This window comes from Rhodopseudomonas palustris (genome assembly GCF_007005445.1).
Lineage (GTDB): Bacteria > Pseudomonadota > Alphaproteobacteria > Rhizobiales > Xanthobacteraceae > Rhodopseudomonas > Rhodopseudomonas palustris_G.
The window spans coordinates 1697192-1713094 of sequence record NZ_CP041387.1 but is presented as its reverse complement, the minus strand read 5'-3'; the positions used below and the strand labels follow the sequence as shown (position 1 = coordinate 1713094).

At 64.6% G+C, this 15903-nt stretch carries 12 protein-coding genes and 1 pseudogene; 8 read left to right on the top strand and 5 right to left on the bottom strand.

The window, feature by feature from the left end:
- The first annotated feature begins 176 nt into the window (after positions 1-176).
- A complete protein-coding gene (locus tag FLL57_RS07770; protein ID WP_142882591.1) occupies positions 177-1394 on the top strand; it encodes a citrate transporter in 1218 nt (405 codons plus the stop codon).
- 73 nt (positions 1395-1467) lie between these two features.
- Complete coding sequence (gene aat, locus FLL57_RS07765) at positions 1468-2145, top strand: leucyl/phenylalanyl-tRNA--protein transferase (RefSeq protein ID WP_142882590.1); 678 nt, start codon at positions 1468-1470, stop codon at positions 2143-2145.
- 14 nt (positions 2146-2159) lie between these two features.
- On the opposite strand, the gene FLL57_RS07760 is transcribed toward aat, so the two are convergent.
- Positions 2160-3134 (bottom strand): DUF2155 domain-containing protein, encoded by a 975-nt coding sequence (locus tag FLL57_RS07760; RefSeq protein WP_013502779.1) that lies wholly within the window; start codon positions 3132-3134, stop codon positions 2160-2162.
- Between the two features lie 489 nt (positions 3135-3623).
- Here FLL57_RS07760 and FLL57_RS23520 point away from each other — a divergent pair.
- Positions 3624-3845 (top strand): annotated as a pseudogene (locus tag FLL57_RS23520) (transposase); the annotation flags it as partial.
- Between the two features lie 325 nt (positions 3846-4170).
- On the opposite strand, the gene FLL57_RS07750 reads toward FLL57_RS23520, so the two are convergent.
- A complete protein-coding gene (locus FLL57_RS07750) occupies positions 4171-5148 on the bottom strand; it encodes a DUF2971 domain-containing protein (RefSeq protein WP_185966200.1) in 978 nt (325 codons plus the stop codon).
- Positions 5149-5763: 615 nt separating this feature from the next.
- On the opposite strand from FLL57_RS07750, the gene FLL57_RS07745 reads away from it, so the two are divergent.
- The gene (locus tag FLL57_RS07745; RefSeq protein ID WP_142882588.1) at positions 5764-6708 is read left to right on the top strand and encodes an alpha/beta hydrolase; all 945 of its coding nucleotides are present in this window, start codon (positions 5764-5766) and stop codon (positions 6706-6708) included.
- Positions 6709-6815: 107 nt separating this feature from the next.
- A complete protein-coding gene (locus FLL57_RS07740) occupies positions 6816-8150 on the top strand; it encodes an agarase (protein ID WP_142882587.1) in 1335 nt (444 codons plus the stop codon).
- Between the two features lie 21 nt (positions 8151-8171).
- On the opposite strand, the gene FLL57_RS07735 is transcribed toward FLL57_RS07740, so the two are convergent.
- Complete coding sequence (locus FLL57_RS07735) at positions 8172-9110, bottom strand: GlxA family transcriptional regulator (RefSeq protein WP_142882586.1); 939 nt, start codon at positions 9108-9110, stop codon at positions 8172-8174.
- 123 nt (positions 9111-9233) lie between these two features.
- On the opposite strand from FLL57_RS07735, the gene FLL57_RS07730 reads away from it, so the two are divergent.
- Positions 9234-9938, top strand: coding sequence for a DJ-1/PfpI family protein (locus FLL57_RS07730; RefSeq protein ID WP_142882585.1), 705 nt, complete (start codon positions 9234-9236; stop codon positions 9936-9938).
- Between the two features lie 24 nt (positions 9939-9962).
- Here the strand turns inward: FLL57_RS07730 and FLL57_RS07725 are convergent, their stop codons facing one another.
- Positions 9963-10373 carry an NADH:ubiquinone oxidoreductase subunit NDUFA12 gene (locus tag FLL57_RS07725; RefSeq protein ID WP_047309460.1) on the bottom strand — a complete coding sequence of 137 codons (411 nt, stop codon included), beginning with the start codon at positions 10371-10373 and terminating at the stop codon, positions 9963-9965.
- Between the two features lie 250 nt (positions 10374-10623).
- On the opposite strand from FLL57_RS07725, the gene FLL57_RS07720 reads away from it, so the two are divergent.
- On the top strand, positions 10624-11259 hold the full coding sequence (locus FLL57_RS07720) for a BA14K family protein (RefSeq protein ID WP_142882584.1): 636 nt from the start codon (positions 10624-10626) through the stop codon (positions 11257-11259).
- A gap of 256 nt (positions 11260-11515) precedes the next feature.
- A complete protein-coding gene (locus tag FLL57_RS07715; protein WP_142882583.1) occupies positions 11516-13750 on the top strand; it encodes a lytic transglycosylase domain-containing protein in 2235 nt (744 codons plus the stop codon).
- A 304-nt stretch (positions 13751-14054) separates the two neighbouring features.
- Here the strand turns inward: FLL57_RS07715 and FLL57_RS07710 are convergent, their stop codons facing one another.
- Complete coding sequence (locus tag FLL57_RS07710) at positions 14055-15506, bottom strand: porin (RefSeq protein WP_142882582.1); 1452 nt, start codon at positions 15504-15506, stop codon at positions 14055-14057.
- Positions 15507-15903 lie beyond the last annotated feature (397 nt).

Sequence of the window (15903 nt, the reverse complement as noted above, 5' to 3'; positions counted from 1 at the left end):
ATTTTGTCGCACCTCGGGCAGCTTCCGCCGCGCCGCCGACCCTTGCCGGTTCGGCCAGTCCGATATCGGGAAGATGCGCCTTTGAACGTTCAGGCTCTCAGCGGCAAGCTGTTGTCGTCCGCATCGCGGTGGGACGAGGAGGCGCTAGAGGGCGTCCCGCCCTGCACGAGGCTGCCGTGACACCGATCCTGATCTTCGGCATCCCGCTCGATTTCGTCTTGTTCGCGGCCACACTGGTCGGGGTTGCGATCTTCCACCGCCACACCTTGCTGATCGCGCTGGCCGGCCTGACCACCGTGGTCGGCTACAAGCTGGCGTTCGCCGGCTTCAAGACCGGCGTCGGCCTGTCCGGCCTGGCGCTGCACATGCAGCACGAATGGGTGACGCTGGCGAACCTGTTCCTGCTGCTGATGGGCTTTGCGCTGCTGTCGGCGCATTTCGAGAAAAGCGGCATTCCCGACGAGATGCCGGCGCTGCTCCCCGACGATTGGAAAGGGCCGGTGGTGCTGCTCGGCCTGGTGTTCGTGCTGTCGAGCTTCCTCGACAACATCGCCGCGGCACTGATCGGCGGCATGATGGCGCGGCACGTGTTCCGCGGCCGGGTCCACATCGGTTACCTCGCCGCGATCGTCGCCGCATCGAACGCCGGCGGGTCCGGCAGCGTGGTCGGCGACACCACCACAACGATGATGTGGATCGCCGGCATAAGTCCGCTCGAGGTCCTCGACGCTTACGTCGCTGCCGGTATCGCACTGGCCCTGTTCGCGGTGCCGGCGTCGATCCAGCAGCAGCGGTTCTCGCCGATCGTCAAGAATGCCCCGAAGGGTCTGCAGATCGAGTGGGTGCGGGTTGGCATCGTGGCCACGATCCTGATCGCAGCCCTCACCGCCAACGTCACCGCGAACATAAAATTCCCGGCTCTGCTCGACCATGCGCCGGTGCTGGGCCTCACCGTCTGGGCAGTGATCCTGCTCGCCGCGCCGCTGCGCCGTCCCGACTGGGAGCTGATGCCAGCAACCTTCAAGGGGACGATCTTCCTGCTGGCGCTGGTCACTACGGCCTCGCTGATGCCGGTCGAAGAGCTGCCTGGCGCGAGCTGGCAGACCGCGCTTGGCCTCGGCTTCGTATCGGCCGGCTTCGACAACATCCCGCTCACCGCGCTGGCGCTGAAACAGGGCGGCTACGACTGGGGCTTCCTGGCCTACGCGGTCGGCTTCGGCGGCTCGATGATGTGGTTCGGCTCGTCGGCCGGCGTCGCGATCACAAACATGTTTCCCGAGGGCAAGTCGGTGGCGCTATGGCTGCGCCACGGCTGGCACGTCGGAATCGCGTATTTCGTCGCGTTCTTCGCAATGCTGTGGTTGATCGGCTGGTCACCCGACCTGCCGCACTGAGTGATCGCAGACAGCCTCATCGCAAGCAGTCCCGCGGAGTCGCGCCCTTTCATCGTCGTGCTATGCTTGGTGCATGGCTTCACGCGACTCCGCCGCTTCCGAAATTACCCCCGACGTGCTGCTGCGCGCCTACGCCTGCGGCATCTTTCCGATGGCCGAGAGCATCGACGACCCGTCGCTGTTCTGGGTGGAACCGGACATGCGCGGCATCATTCCGCTCGGCGGCTTCCGCGTCACCTCACGGCTCGCCCGCACGGTGCGGTCGGATGCCTTCACGGTCACCGTCGATCGCGACTTCAGGGCGGTGATCGACGGCTGTGCCGCGCCCCAGCCGGGCCGCGACGACACCTGGATCAACCGCAGGATTCGCGAGCTGTATATCGGCCTGCACGACATCGGCCATTGCCACAGCGTCGAGGTCTGGCAGGACGGCGATCTCGCCGGCGGCCTGTACGGCGTCAGCCTCGGCCGGGCGTTCTTCGGCGAGAGCATGTTCCACCGCGTTCGCGACGCTTCGAAGGTGGCGCTGGTCCACCTCGTCGCGCGTCTGCTTGCCGGCGGCTACACCCTGCTCGACACCCAGTTCGTCACCGATCACCTGAAGAGCTTCGGCGCCATCGAAGTGCCGCGGCTGCGCTACCGCTCGCTGCTCGACGACGCGCTCGAAGGCGAAGCCACCTTCGATGCACTGCCGAGCGATCGGCCGGTGACGGGCGCCGAAGCGCTGGCGGTCATCGCCTCGCGAAGCTGAATGCTGTTTCGATATTACTGCTGGAAACCCGGCAGCGGCGGCGGCAGGGAGCGTTGCGGGCGCTGGGGCTGCGGCGCCGGCTGCAGTGATGACGGCGGCTGCAGCGTTTGCTGTGACGGCTGTTGCGGACGGCGACGCTGTTGAGACTGCGAGGCCGGCTTCGGGGGCTCGGGCTGCGCACTGGCGACGTTCGGCGTCTCCGGACCCTTACAGTCGGTCAGCCAGATGTCGTAGATCGGGTGTTCGACGGCATGCAGACCGGGGCTGGCTGCGAACATCCAGCCGGAAAAGATCCGCTTCACTTCGCCCTGCAGCGTGATTTCGTCGACCTCGACGAAGGCGTCGGTATTGGTCGCCTCGGTCGACGGCCGAGTGTAACAGGCGTCGGTCTTCACCCGCAACGCGCCGAATTGCACCGTTTCGCCGATGTCCGCATCGAAGCTGATGGTGCGGCCGGTGATCTTGTCGAGCCCGGTGAAGCTCGCCTTCTTGTTGACGATCTTCTGCGCCGGCGGCTCGGTGACGATCTCGTCGCCGGGCTGCAAGGTCGCCGGGGCCGGCGGCGGATTGGTCTGCGGCGTGCCACGCGGCTGGCGTTGGCCCGGCGGCAGGCCGGGCAGCGGATTGGTCGCGGCCGGTGCATTGGCCACGCCTGTGTTCGGCTCGGCCGGAACCGGCGGCGAAGTCTGCGGGATCACCGTCGAGCCGGGCGGCGGCGGCAGCGGCTGCGACTGCACCGGGCCCGGCATCGCCGAGCCTTGCATGGCGCGGTTCGGAGCCGGCAGCACCCGCCCCTGCGGCGGCAGATCCGGCACCTCTTCCTCCTCGTCGTCGGCAGGCGGCGGCGCGCCACGCGGCACCATGCCCGGCGGCCGCGGCGGCGGATCCGAGAAGATGTTGCCGATCTGCGCTTGCGCGGGAGGCGCAAACGCGATCAACGGGGCGACGATCAACGCCGCAAGACCGACTAGGCTCAGGCTTCGGGACATTCCGCGCGGCTTCAATCGACGAATCAGGCTTGCGACATTCTACAGCTTCGGGCCGCTCGCATTGGCCCGGTTAACACGGGGAATACGGCGGGTCTACGGCAGAACGATTTTTCGCAGCAAAATCAATCCATCTGCTGACGAATGTTCGCGTCTCGTTCACGCTGTTTTCGCGCGTTTCTTGTACGAAGTTGGTACCGATCTTTTCTGTTCACCGCCTGTCCCATGGATGACGATGTCGCTTCGATTTTTTGGACTGTCGCCACCACTGATCACGCGTGACCTTTCCTATGCAGATTGGCTCACCGATGAAGTCATCGTTGGGAGGATGAGGGCATGTCCCCGATCGTGCTTTAGCTGCATAGTCTGGCCGCTCGCGAGCTTCCCTATCATAGCGCCGTAGCGAGCGGCGGTCATCGACGAGCCGCCCGGTAGGATCGGTTGCGACACGCCAATGCCACAGGAGAATGACCGAAGACACCAGACGCCAATCTGCTGAGCGAGAGGATCGGCTTTGCCGCCCGGCGACTGATGGAAGTAGGTCGGCAGCCTAACCGGGCTCAGGCGAGAAGATGCCGGAGCGGCTGGCCAGCGCAACGGCTACCGTGATAGCGACTGGAGACATGGGCCGGCACGATCGAGTTGCGCATCCCGAAACTGCGTAAAGGGAGCTACTTGCCCGGCTTCCTGGAGCCGCGCCTTTTGGCCGAGAAGCAGCCGAAGCCGCCGCTTTCCTCGACGACGCTGGGGTCAATGTGCTGACCTATATGAACTTCCCGCTGGCGCATCGCACCAAGCGAGGACGCCATCCTCAGGCTGATCGGTGAGATTCTGCCCGAACAGAACTACGAATGGACTGTACAGCGCGCGCGGTACGTGATGCTGGAAACCGTCACCCCAATCAGGGATAATCCCGCCGTCATCCTCCTGGCATTCGTCAGCCGACCGACCCGATTAAATCGGCAGTTGTGATGACATCCGACAACCACACAATTACGACCCAAGTTTCCCCTCTATCGAGGTTTATGACACTACTAAATTAGTTACGCAGCGGAATATCGGACACGGTCACGCGGCTTGCTGCATCTGGCATATCAATCGATGAAAGCAGTATGCTGAAGGCCTCTTGAATGACCCGAGGATACTTAGTTGGACCTATGATCACCCGTTCAACTAGTTCAGGGATCTCAATCCCTGTAAGGCCTTTGTCCGGGATATTGGCGAGAGGAATTTTGCAAACGGGCTGCGGCGTTCCGTTTACCGACTCGATTTCCGCTTTGACGTAGCTCGACTTCATGTAGCTCGGGCTGTAGATGACACGCCATTCACGTTCCTCATGGAAGCCAGGGTGTTTAGTGCAAAGCATGGCCGATCGAAAGACTTCGAAAACGCGTCCAAGGACTGCTGCTTCACCCAATCCCTTCACAAAATCGGAATTGGCCTCGACTGATTCAATGAAGCGCACGAACTCCCGATCGAACCCATCCTGGTCAAGATAGGCAACTGGGCTCGTGTAGGCCTTAAGAGCATCGCTTGGCCTGATAAAAGGCGCTCCGTTAAGGACGACAGCGACTCCTGCGGATCCACCATAAGCCCGCCACATCGACAAACGACCAAGCCGATCCTCAGAAGTATCGTGCTCTGACAGGCAGGCGATGTAGGTATCGTTGTTAAATGCAGGCAGCCAGCTATTGAACGCAGATACGAGCTTATCGTTGAAGCCTGGAAACATCCCATCGAATATACGTTTTAGGTCGGCAACATGCACTTCAGTTGATGCCTTAAGACAAGCGAAGCCGTGCTGAATTTCCATAAAATCATTCATACAAGTTGATTTCCGCATCCACACTTCCCGATTACGGAACATCTTCAGGGCGTTGTCCGCGCTCGTGTAGTGGACGAAACGCTGTCCAGCCAAAAAGGCCTTTGCTGTCTTGTCGAATGCGTAAGGATGAAAAATTTGAAACATCTTGAGGACGTCGGGGCCAAAATCTGGCAGCTGCGGCAAAGGCTCCACAATAATCTCCGGCCTCATAAGGGACTATGTTCTACAACTTCGAAGTGGGTGCGCTCCAACATGTTGTAATTGGCGTCGTCGAAAAATTGCAACATCGGACATTCGCTCAACCAATGGTACATTAGGAGCAGTCTCTAAATTCATTTGGACTGACCGAAGATGGGCCAAATTTCATATGCTGATCGATGTCCCTGCGGCGAGTGGCTGGAGAGCTTGTACCCAGCCTCGAAGAATGGACGCTTGGTCATCACGAATTTCTAAGCCGATTGGTGCGTATGTTTCGTCAGCAGCTTCATGCTGCCGCATGCATCTTGATGCGCAAGGAGACTGAAAAGAGCAGTAAGAAAGGGCGCAAACAGGATCATAATCCCGATTCTTGGTTGCATTCTAGTTGCGCGCAACCTGGTACAGGCTGGCACGCAAATATTCGCAACCGACTAATTCTACTACTAATCCGATTGCAAGGCGTAAACGGCGGGGAAAGGGCGTGGCCGCTCCGGTCGGCCGGCTGGCTATTGCGAGGAACTCCTGAGATATTGGTTTCAAATCCCGGCGGGCCTGACCGCCGGCGAATAAGCAAGCCCCGGCTCGAACCGGGAAGCACGAGGAAGCCCCATGCCCGCCAAGCTCGATCCCGACGCCGCTGCCGTTTACAAGGCCTTCCAGGACGCCGGCCGCCCCGCCTACGAGACGCTGAGCGCAAGCGAAGCGCGCGCCTACTACTCGGCGGCGCGGCTGGTCAGCAATCCTGAGCCGCCGGAGATGGCGTCGGTCCAGTCGATCACCCTTCCCGGCCCGGCCGGCGACATTCCGGCGCGGGTCTATACGCCGAAAACCCTGCGCCAGGACGACGGCCTGTCGCCGGCGCTGGTGTTCTTCCACGGCGGCGGCTGGGTGATCGGCGATCTCGACACTCACGACGTGGTGTGCCGCGGCATCGCCCATGACGGCGAGCTGCTGGTGGTCTCGGTCGACTACCGGCTCGCGCCCGAGCACAAATTCCCCGCTGCCGTCGACGATGCGATCGCCGCGACGCGCTGGATCGCCGACAACGCCAAAAAGCTCGGCATCGATCCCGAACAGCTCAGCGTCGGTGGCGACAGCGCCGGCGGCAATCTCTCCGCCGTGATCGCGCTGCACGCCCGTGATCACGGCGGACCGTTGCTCGCCGGTCAGGTGCTGATCTATCCCGCCACCGATTTCTCGATGCAGCACCCTTCGCACAACGAACCGGAGACCAGCGTGCTGTTGACCCATTCGGTGATCCGCTGGTTTCGCGATCACTATCTGGGCGGCGCGCGGGATGCCGACGACTGGCGCGCCTCGCCGGCGCGCGCCGAAACCCTCGCGGGCCTGCCGCCGGCCTTCGTCATCACCGCCGGCGCCGATCCGCTCCGCGACGAAGGCGACGAATACGCCCGTCGCCTCGCCGACGCCGGCGTCCCGGTGGTGCATCGGACCTATCCGGGCCAATTCCACGGCTTCTTCACCATGGGCAAGCTGCTGCCGCAGGCCAACGTCGCGGTGCGCGAGATCGGCGACTGGCTGAAGGCGCTTTAGCCGCAGGACGGCATTGACCGGCGTCAACGTGACCGCGCTCCGGCCGTCCGAGGATTTGCGCGGTCAACAGGGAGCAGCGGCGCGCAGGCGCCGGTCGTCACGACGGAATGACTGAACTTGCACGCACGCGCTGGGGCGGCCTTGCCGATCGCAAGGCCGAAGCCAGCGGTTTTTTCCGAACCGAACAGATCGACGGCGTGTGGTGGTTTGTCGATCCGGACGGCGGTCGCTTCCTGTCCAAGGGCGTCGTCTCGGTGCAATTCGACCATGACAACGTTCAGGGCACGGATCGCCGGCCGTATCGCGAAGCCTGCACCCGCAAATACGGCAGCCGCGAAGCGTGGCGCCGCGTCGCGGCGGACCGCCTCGCCTCCTGGGGCTTCAACACGCTCGGCGCCTGGTCCGAGCCGGAGGTCGCACACGTCGGCGCCGTGCCCCTCGCCTCCGCCGCCGGCGTCGTCTATGTCGCGACCGCCTTCGGCGAACAGCGCGGCGGCTGGCCGCTGTGCGACATCTTCGATCCGGAATTCGAGCAGTTCGCACGCGCGCACGCACGCAAGGTCTGCACGCCGCAGAGCCACGATCCGCACGTGCTCGGCTGGTTCACCGATAACGAGTTGCCGTGGGGACCGGATTGGCGCGGCGAAAACGAACTGCTGCCGACCATCCTTCGCGCGATGGGGGCACCATTCTCGCGCCGCGCCGCGTTGGCGCTCCTGAAAAACCGCTACGACGGCATCGATCAGTTCAATGCGGCGTGGCAATGCGCTCTCTCATCGTGGGACGATCTCGCCGCCGCGCCGCTGCAGGCGCCGCCGTTCAGCCGCAACTTCTTCACCAACGATCGGGCGCAGGAGCACGATCCGATCGCGCACACTTACTTCGCCGATTGCGATGCCTTCGCCGGGCTGCTGGCCGAGCGCTATCTGTCGGTCAGCGCCGCCGCGATCCATGCGGCCGATCCCAATCACCTCGTGCTCGGCGCCAGGTTCGCCTACGTGCCGCCGCAGGACGTCGTCGATGCGGCCGGCAGATACTGCGACGTGATCAGCGTCAATTGCTACGATCCGCTGCCGGACGCGGTGATCGACGGCTACGCCGACACCGGGCGACCGTGCCTGATCGGCGAATACTCGTTCCGCGGCGACGATGCAGGACTCCCCAATACGCACGGCGCAGGCCCGCGAACGCCGACGCAGCGGGAGCGCGCGGAAGGTTTCACGCGCTACACCACCGCAGCGCTGCGCCATCCGGCACTGATCGGCTATCATTGGTTCCTGCACGCCGATCAACCGGCGCAGGGCCGCTGGGACGGCGAGGACTCCAACTACGGCGTCGTCACGATCGACGACGACGTCTATCCCGAGCTGACCCAGGCGATGACGGCGCTCAACGCCGAGGCCGAACGGATTCACGCCGAGACCGCGCCGGTGCTGGCCTGACCACCGGAGCCGCCGCGATCGTCACGCCGCCTTCGCGGCGCGGCGCAGCGCTTGCGGCGGGTGACCGAAGGCGCGGATGAAGGCGCGGCGCATCCGCTCCGGATCGCCGAAGCCGGTGGCCTGTGCGACCAGTTCGATCGCTTCGCCCGATGCCTGCACCCGGCTGCGCGCCACCTCCAGCCGCAGCCGCTCCACCGCCTTCGACGGCGTGGTGCCGGTTTCATCCCGAAACGCGCGGGCGAAATGCCGCGTGCTCATCCCCGCCTGCTCGGCCAATTGCTCGACCGTGAGCGGCGTGTCCAGATGTTCGCGCATCCACGACAGCAGTCCGGCGAACCGCCCGGACGGCGCCTGCAGCTCGACCAGCGACGAGAACTGCGACTGACCGCCGGCGCGGCGCTGCGCCACCACCAACTGCCGCGCGACATCGCGCGCGATCGCGTCGGAATAGTCCTCGGCGACGATCGCCAATGCCAGATCGATGCCGGCGCTGATGCCGGCCGAGGTCCACACCTCGCCGTCGCGCACGAAGATCCGGTCCGGCTCCAGCCGAACCTGCGGATAGCGCATCCGGAAGTCGCGGCTGCGCCCCCAATGCGTGGTGGCGCGCCGGCCATCGAGCAGTCCGGCTTCGGCCAGCACATAGGCGCCGGAGCAGACGCTGGCAATGCGGCAGCCGCGCTTCGCGGCGGCCTTCAGGAAGGCTTGCAGCCGTGGACACCGCGCCGCCGCGCGAACCCCTTCACCGCCGGCGACGATCAGCGTCCGCATCGTCCGATCGTGGCGCAGGCCACGCGCCAGCAGCTCGACGCCTGATGAACTACGCACCGCTCCGGCCTCTGCCGCCATCACTCTGATGGCAGGCGCCAGCTTCGCGTAGCGTGCAGCGATCTCGAACGCCGCGATTGGCCCTGCGGCATCGAGCAGTTGGAAATCCGGATAGATCAGCACGCCGATCATGAAGCGCCTCGCTGAGGGTTTGTCTGAAAACGAGGGAAATATACCATTTCGGTCAACAGCCGAGCATGCCAGATTGGCTCCGTCAAGCGCTGACGCGCGCCAGGCCGTTTCACGGAGACCAACATGACCACCACGACCATCGGACTGCTGCTGTTTCCGAACCTGACGCAGCTCGACCTCACCGGGCCGCTGCAGGTGTTCTCGAGGTTGCCGAACGCGAAAGTGTATCTGGTGGCCAAGATGATGGCCCCGGTCACCAGCGACACCGCGCTGATGCTGCCGCCGACCATCGACTTCGCGGGCTGTCCGCAGCTCGATGTGATCTGCGTACCCGGCGGCGCCGGCACCGACGATCTGGTCAACGACGAGGACACCCTCGCCTTCCTGCGCCGTCAGGCGGAACAGGCGCGCTATCTCACCTCCGTCTGCACCGGCGCGCTGGTGCTCGGCGCGGCAGGCCTGCTGCGCGGCTACCGCGCCACGACGCACTGGTCGGCGCTGGAGGATCTGAAGGCGTTCGGTGCGATTCCGGAGCGGTCGCGCGTCTGCATCGACCGCAACCGCATCAGCGGCGGCGGGGTGACTGCTGGAATCGACTTTGCGCTGACCCTGGCGGAGCTGCTGGCCGACCGCCCGACCGCGCAGGCGATTCAATTAATGCTGGAGTACAATCCGGCGCCGCCGTTCAACGCCGGTTCGCCGGACACCGCGCCGCAAGAGGTGGTGGCGATGTTAAAGCAGCGGATGCAGGGGGCGCGTCAGCGCCGTGTCGATGCTGTCAAGCGTGCGTCGGATCGGCTGTCACGAGAGAGGCTGCCGGCGGGCTGATCGGCCGCGACAGCGAGACAAATTTCAGGCGCCCGGAGTCCAGGGCTGATAGTCGCCGGTCGCCTTCGGCCGGCGGCCGATCGACAGCGTCGAGCCGGTCGGCCGGTGCGCCAGCGGCGTGCCGGTCAGGTTCGGCTGGTGCGGCTGCATCCACTCGCGCGGCGTGTAGCTCTCTTCGGTCGGCGGCACGTCGACGACGTTGTGCAGCCAGCCGTGCCATTCCGGCGGCACGCGGCTCGGCTCGGCATAGCCGTTGTACAGCACCCAGCGCCGCTCGAAGCCGAGGGTGGGGTCGATCTTGCCGCCTTTGGTGCGGAAGTAGCGGTTGCCCTGGTCATCGGTACCGACCAGCTCGCCGAACCGCCAGGTCCAGAGCTGGGTGCCGAACGTGAAGCCGTTCCACCAGGTAAAAATCCGCAGCAAAAACAGTTTCATCTCGGCCCATCCCTCGGCGACAGCAGTTTCCCTGATGCCACCCGCCGAACCGATTGTCCAGCAGCCGTTGCGAATGCCTGCGAACAAGCCGGAGCAGGCTCCGCAAAATCACCGCAATTCATTCAGCCTCTATACAGCGGGATCTGATCAGCTTTGCTCGACGGCGGCGAGTGACCGGAACGACCGCGATCCGACCGGGTTGAGAGCGAGAGCGGGTGTTCCGGGCAATTCCCGTCGATGGAGCCGAAAAATGATGAATTTTAAGACCTTGACTGCCGTGGCGGCTTTTGTCGTCGCCCTTCCCCTGAGCATCGCGCCGAGTCTGGCGCAAGGACCGGCGGTGGCCGGCGGCGGTGGCGGCGGTCCGGCCGTTGGAGGGGGCGGCGGCGGCGGTGGCCCTGCTGTCGGCGGCGGCCCCGCGTTCGGCGGCGGCGGCCCGCGCGGCGGCGGTCCTGCGTTCTCAGGAGGCGGGCCACGCGGCGGCGGCCCGATGTTCGGAGGGGGAGGTATCAGCCGCGGTGATTTGGCCGGACGCGCGATCGCCGGCGGTGCCCCCGTCGGTCCGAGGGTCGGTGGTGGCAACTGGCAAGGTGGCGGCCGGCATTGGCACGGTGGTGGCCGGCACTGGCACGGCGGTGGCTGGCATGGCCGGCCCTGGCGGGGCGGCGGATACTGGTCCGGCGTCGGAATCGGCGTGATCGGATCGCCCTACTATTACGGCTATTACGGCGATCCGTACTACTACTACGATGACGACGAGCCGACCGTGACCGTCGTGCCCGCCGATCGTCGCACCGAAGCGTATTGCCGCAAGCGCTTCAAATCCTACGACCCGGCCTCCGGCACCTATCTCGGTTATGACGGGCGGCGGCACCCCTGCCCGTAATCCCTCGTTGATCGATCTCCAAACGGCGCCGACACCGGCGCCGTTTCTGTTTCCGAACACGGTCGCGGCTCCCGCCCACGATCCGCCCCCTGCGGCGATCGGACTCACCTCGGCGTGACCGCGGCGTCGTGTTTTTGCCCCTAAATCGCTGCAAACAAAATTCGGCAATTCCACGGGGCCTCCGCGGAATGCCTTCACTCCGTCGGCCGATGCTGACAGACTTGCCGAATCGCCCCCATAGGGAGGCCACTGCGCTTTGCATCCATCCCCCACACGCCTCCCCCCGTTCGCGGCCGCGCTACTGACCTCGGCCGCGACCTTGGCGCTCTGCATTGGTGTTGCCGGGATCACCGATGCGGCGTTCGCAGCTTCCAACAAGGTGCCTCTGCCGAAACCGAGGCCGGCGGTGGGCAGCACTGCGCCCAAACCCGTGGCCGCCCAGTCGCTGCCGAAGCCCGACCCGCGACCGTCGACCAAGCTCGCCGTCACCAGCCCGGCCGACGCAGTCGAACCGATGCGACAACGTCCACCGGCGGCGACCCTGCACAAGCCGGCCAATCGCTCGGCCGTCGCCGCGACGACGGCGACCTCGTCTGCCGATGCCGGCGCGCTGCAAAAGGTCGTCGAGCTGATTCGCCAGCGTAAGCCCGGTGACGCCACCGACGTCGCGAACTCGATATCCGATCCCGTCGCCCGCAAACTCGCAGAATGGGTGATCCTGCGGAGCGAGAACAACGGCGTCAGTGTGGAGCGCTATTCTGCGTTCATTCGGGCGAATCCGAGTTGGCCGTCGCAGAGTTTCTTCCGCCGACGCGCGGAGGCGGCGCTGTGGGACGACCGGCGCGACGACGCGGCCGTGCTGGCTTTCTTCAACGACGCACAGCCTTCGATCGGCAAAGGCAAGCTGGCACTGGCGCGTGCGCTGCTGGCGCGCGGCGACCGCCGCGCGGCCGAGCAACTGGTCCGAGACGCCTGGCGCAACGACACCATGTCCGAGGCGAACGAAACCACCGCGATGGAGCTGTTCGGCCCCCTGATCACGCCGAGCGACCACAAGGCGCGGATGGACGCATTTCTCTACGGCAACGATCTCGGACCAGCGCTGCGCGCCGCAAGGCGACTCGGCAATGCACAGCTCGCCCTCGCCCGGGCCCGGATTGCGGTCGAGAAGAAGGAGTCGAACGCAAAGGCCCTGCTTGCGGCCGTCCCGGCCGAACTTCATCACGATCCCGGCTATCTGTTCAGCAAGATTCGCGTGCTGCGGCGGGACGACAAGATCGTCGAAGCCGGCCGCCTGATGCTGACCGTGCCGCGCGACCCGAACCGGCTGCACAATCTCGACGAATGGTGGATCGAGCGCCGCCTGGTGGCGCGCAAGCTGATCGACATCGGCGACTATCGTCTGGCCTATCTGGTCGCGCGCGATGCGGCCATACCGACCAGAAGCGTCTATCAGACCGAGCATGAATTCACCGCCGGATGGATCGCGCTGCGGTTTCTGAGCGATCCAGCCACCGCGACGCGGCACTTCGCCCGGCTGGGCCGCGAAACCACCAATCCGACATCACTGGCACGCGCCGGCTATTGGCAGGGGCGCGCCGCGGAGGCCGCCGGCCGCATTCAGGAAGCACGTGCCGCCTATTCCGCATCGGCGGCGCACTCGACCAGTTATTATGGCCAGTTGTCGCGCGCCAAGCTCGGTCTGCCTCAACTGGACCTCAATGGCCCACCGTCCGGCCACGGCCGCAACGCCGATCGGCTCGAAGTCGTCCGCGCGGTGAACCTGCTGTACGCGATCGACGAAGGCGACATGGCGATTCCGATCTACGCCGACGTCGGCGAGAATGGCGACGTCGACGCCCTGATCGGCCTCAGCGAAACCGCGGCGCGTCACAACGATGCTCGCGCGATGCTGCTCGTCGGCAAGGCGGCGCTCAATCGTGGCCTGCCGTTCGAGCATTACGCATATCCGGTGATCGGCATCCCGCAATTCAGGTCGGTCGGCCCCGAGGTCGAACGCGCGATCGTCTATGCGATCGCCCGCCAGGAGAGCGGCTTCAACCCGGCAGTCGTTTCTCCGGCCAACGCCTATGGCCTGATGCAGGTGACGCCCGACGCCGGCAAATACGTCTGCCGCCGCCACGGCTGCAGCTTCGACCTCCAGCGGCTCAAATCCGATTCGGTGTACAACGCGGCGGTCGGCGCCGCCGAGCTCGGCGGCCTGATCGAAGACTATCGTGGCTCCTACATCATGACCTTCGCCGGCTACAACGCCGGCCGCGGCAGTGTGCGCAAATGGGTCGAGCGCTACGGCGACCCGCGCGATCCGAAAGTCGACGCCGTCGACTGGGTCGAACTGATCCCGTTTTCGGAAACCCGCAACTACGTGCAGCGCATCATGGAAAATCTGCAGGTGTATCGTGCACGTTTCGGCGGCGGACACCGGCTGCAGATCGAAGCCGACCTGCGCCGCGGCGCCGGTCGCGAATAGAACGACGCACCTTTCCGGCCAGCCATGATCGACACCCCGGAAGCAGCCGCGCGATCCGAGCAGGCGCCTTGCGGGGCCAATCGTATTTCACCCGTCCCGGACTGCACCGGAGCTTCATCGACTGATTGAAGCAGACCTGCCACTTTTGGCGCAGCGTCCTGATCCGACAGGCTGAGTGCAGATGCCGGCCACAGAATCAACGGCTTCTGCATCCGATCCGACACCTGCGGTCAGACCCGCCACAACGAAAAACCCCGGCGGTTGCCCGCCGGGGTTGATCAGATACTCGCTTACGAAGCGAGGATCAGAAGTTGCGCTGAACGCGGAGGTTGCCGCTCCAGACGCCCTGGTCCTTGAACTCGTAGAACGCGGCCGGCTTGGTTCCGGCGGCGGTCAGCGGCAGGATGCCCGAGGACGCCTGATCGAGATAGGTGTACATCACTTCGCCCGACAGGGTCAGACCCTTGACCGGAGTCCAGCGGGTGACGGTACCGACCTGCGCGATCGCGAAGTCCGGGTTGCAGTTGAAGCCGGCCACATTGGCGCCGAGACCGGTGCAGATCAGAGCGGTCGCAGTGCCGTTGTAGTCGAGCTTGGTGTAGGCGCCGAACAGCGAGGTCGACCAGTTCGGGTTCCAGTTGTGGTTGAACGCACCACGGACGCCCCACGCAGAGGTCTTCTCGATGCCGGTGCCGTTCAGGTTGTTGGTGCCGGCGAACACGCCGTCAGCCGCAACGCCGAAGGCGACGCTCTGATAGGTGCCCGGAACCGAGTTGTTGCCGTAGATCGCGAACGAGTTCGGGCTCACGCCGCCCAGCACGTAACGGGTCGCGCCGTTCGAGTAGGTCGCCGTGATGTTGATGCTGTCGCCGGGGCCGGTCGGCAGGTTCTTGAGCGACAAAGCGCCCTGGACCGCATAGCCCCAGGTGTCGCTCGGATGACCGGAGGTCTCGAGCGCGGTGTTGTAGTAGCTGGCGCGAACCTGATGCGCGGCGGCCGAAACCTGGAACAGACCCCAGGCCTGATCGACGCGGATCTTGCCGACGATGTCGGGGATCGAGGTGCCGGCGTAGGAGTTGGCGCCGTAGGCCAGGAAGTTCGGAGCGAACGAGGTGTTGTACAGCGCCGACTGCAGGTAGGACGACTGATCTTCCAGCGAGATCGAGGCCGACACGCCGTTGCCGAATTCCGCAGTGTAGGCCACCTGGTTGATGCCGGTGACGTCGTCGTAGCCGCCGAGCAGGAACGAGGTGTTGTTGCCCGGATAGCCGGTCCACGGCGTATCGAACTGCGACACCGCCTTACCGAAGGTAAAGCCGGCGAACTGCACGAAGGCGTAGTACACGCCAAGATGACCGTTGGCGACCGTGTCGGTGCCGGTGGTCCAGTTGAAGGTCGCATCGAAGTAGGTGCGGACCACGCCGTATTCGGTCGCGGTGCGGGTGTCGATGTTCAGATCCTGGCGAGACCGGAAGATGTAGTCGTTCGACAGGCGGTTCTTCTGGCCGGCGTTGCTGTTCCAGGCCGGCATGTTGTAGGCCGAACCGCCACCGATGGTCACGTCGGCGCGCAGATAGCCGCCGAGCTTGATGCAGGTGTCGGTGCCCGGGATGTAGTAGAAGCCGGCGCCGTAGATCGAGCAGACCTTCACGTATTCGACGGCTTTCGCCTTCAACGGCAGATCAGCGGCCTGCGCGCCGCCAACGGCGAGGAGCGCCGCCGCTGAGCCGAGGAAAAGGCCCTTAACGATGTTCATGTAAACCTCCAAGTTGCTCTGTCGGGAAGGTTCCGATCCGCAAAGTGCACGCACCCGCCTTGGCCCCTTAATCCCAGAAACCCGCCTAGCCGCTTCGCGCCTTCGGACACCCGCTGAACGCGAGGGACTTAAGCGAACCACCTATTACGGGGCGACCTCGGGATGCCCCCCTCCGTCGCATCACGACAATTACCTAACAGTGATGCACACGCAACAAGGGAGCCATGCTCTGCGTCCCGTTTTCGTAGGGGTGTTGCACAAATAACACTCAGACCTCTCCCTGTCGCCTAATAAGCTATTGATTTTCCAGAATTTCCAAAACCGCAACCCGTGACCGATGCCGCATCGCAACAAGGTCCCGAGCGTGGATGACTGGGGTAAACCATGGCGATTGCCT

What these genes read in the sequence shown, in the direction of transcription:
- FLL57_RS07740 (WP_142882587.1), top strand. Translation starts at nt 6,816, where the DNA reads ATGACTGAACTTGCACGCACGCGCTGGGGCGGCCTTGCCGATCGCAAG.
- FLL57_RS07730 (WP_142882585.1), top strand. Translation starts at nt 9,234, where the DNA reads ATGACCACCACGACCATCGGACTGCTGCTGTTTCCGAACCTGACGCAG.
- aat (WP_142882590.1), top strand. Translation starts at nt 1,468, where the DNA reads ATGGCTTCACGCGACTCCGCCGCTTCCGAAATTACCCCCGACGTGCTG.
- FLL57_RS07745 (WP_142882588.1), top strand. Translation starts at nt 5,764, where the DNA reads ATGCCCGCCAAGCTCGATCCCGACGCCGCTGCCGTTTACAAGGCCTTC.
- FLL57_RS07710 (WP_142882582.1), bottom strand. Translation starts at nt 15,506, where the DNA reads ATGAACATCGTTAAGGGCCTTTTCCTCGGCTCAGCGGCGGCGCTCCTC.
- FLL57_RS07725 (WP_047309460.1), bottom strand. Translation starts at nt 10,373, where the DNA reads ATGAAACTGTTTTTGCTGCGGATTTTTACCTGGTGGAACGGCTTCACG.
- FLL57_RS07735 (WP_142882586.1), bottom strand. Translation starts at nt 9,110, where the DNA reads ATGATCGGCGTGCTGATCTATCCGGATTTCCAACTGCTCGATGCCGCA.
- FLL57_RS07760 (WP_013502779.1), bottom strand. Translation starts at nt 3,134, where the DNA reads ATGTCCCGAAGCCTGAGCCTAGTCGGTCTTGCGGCGTTGATCGTCGCC.
- FLL57_RS07720 (WP_142882584.1), top strand. Translation starts at nt 10,624, where the DNA reads ATGATGAATTTTAAGACCTTGACTGCCGTGGCGGCTTTTGTCGTCGCC.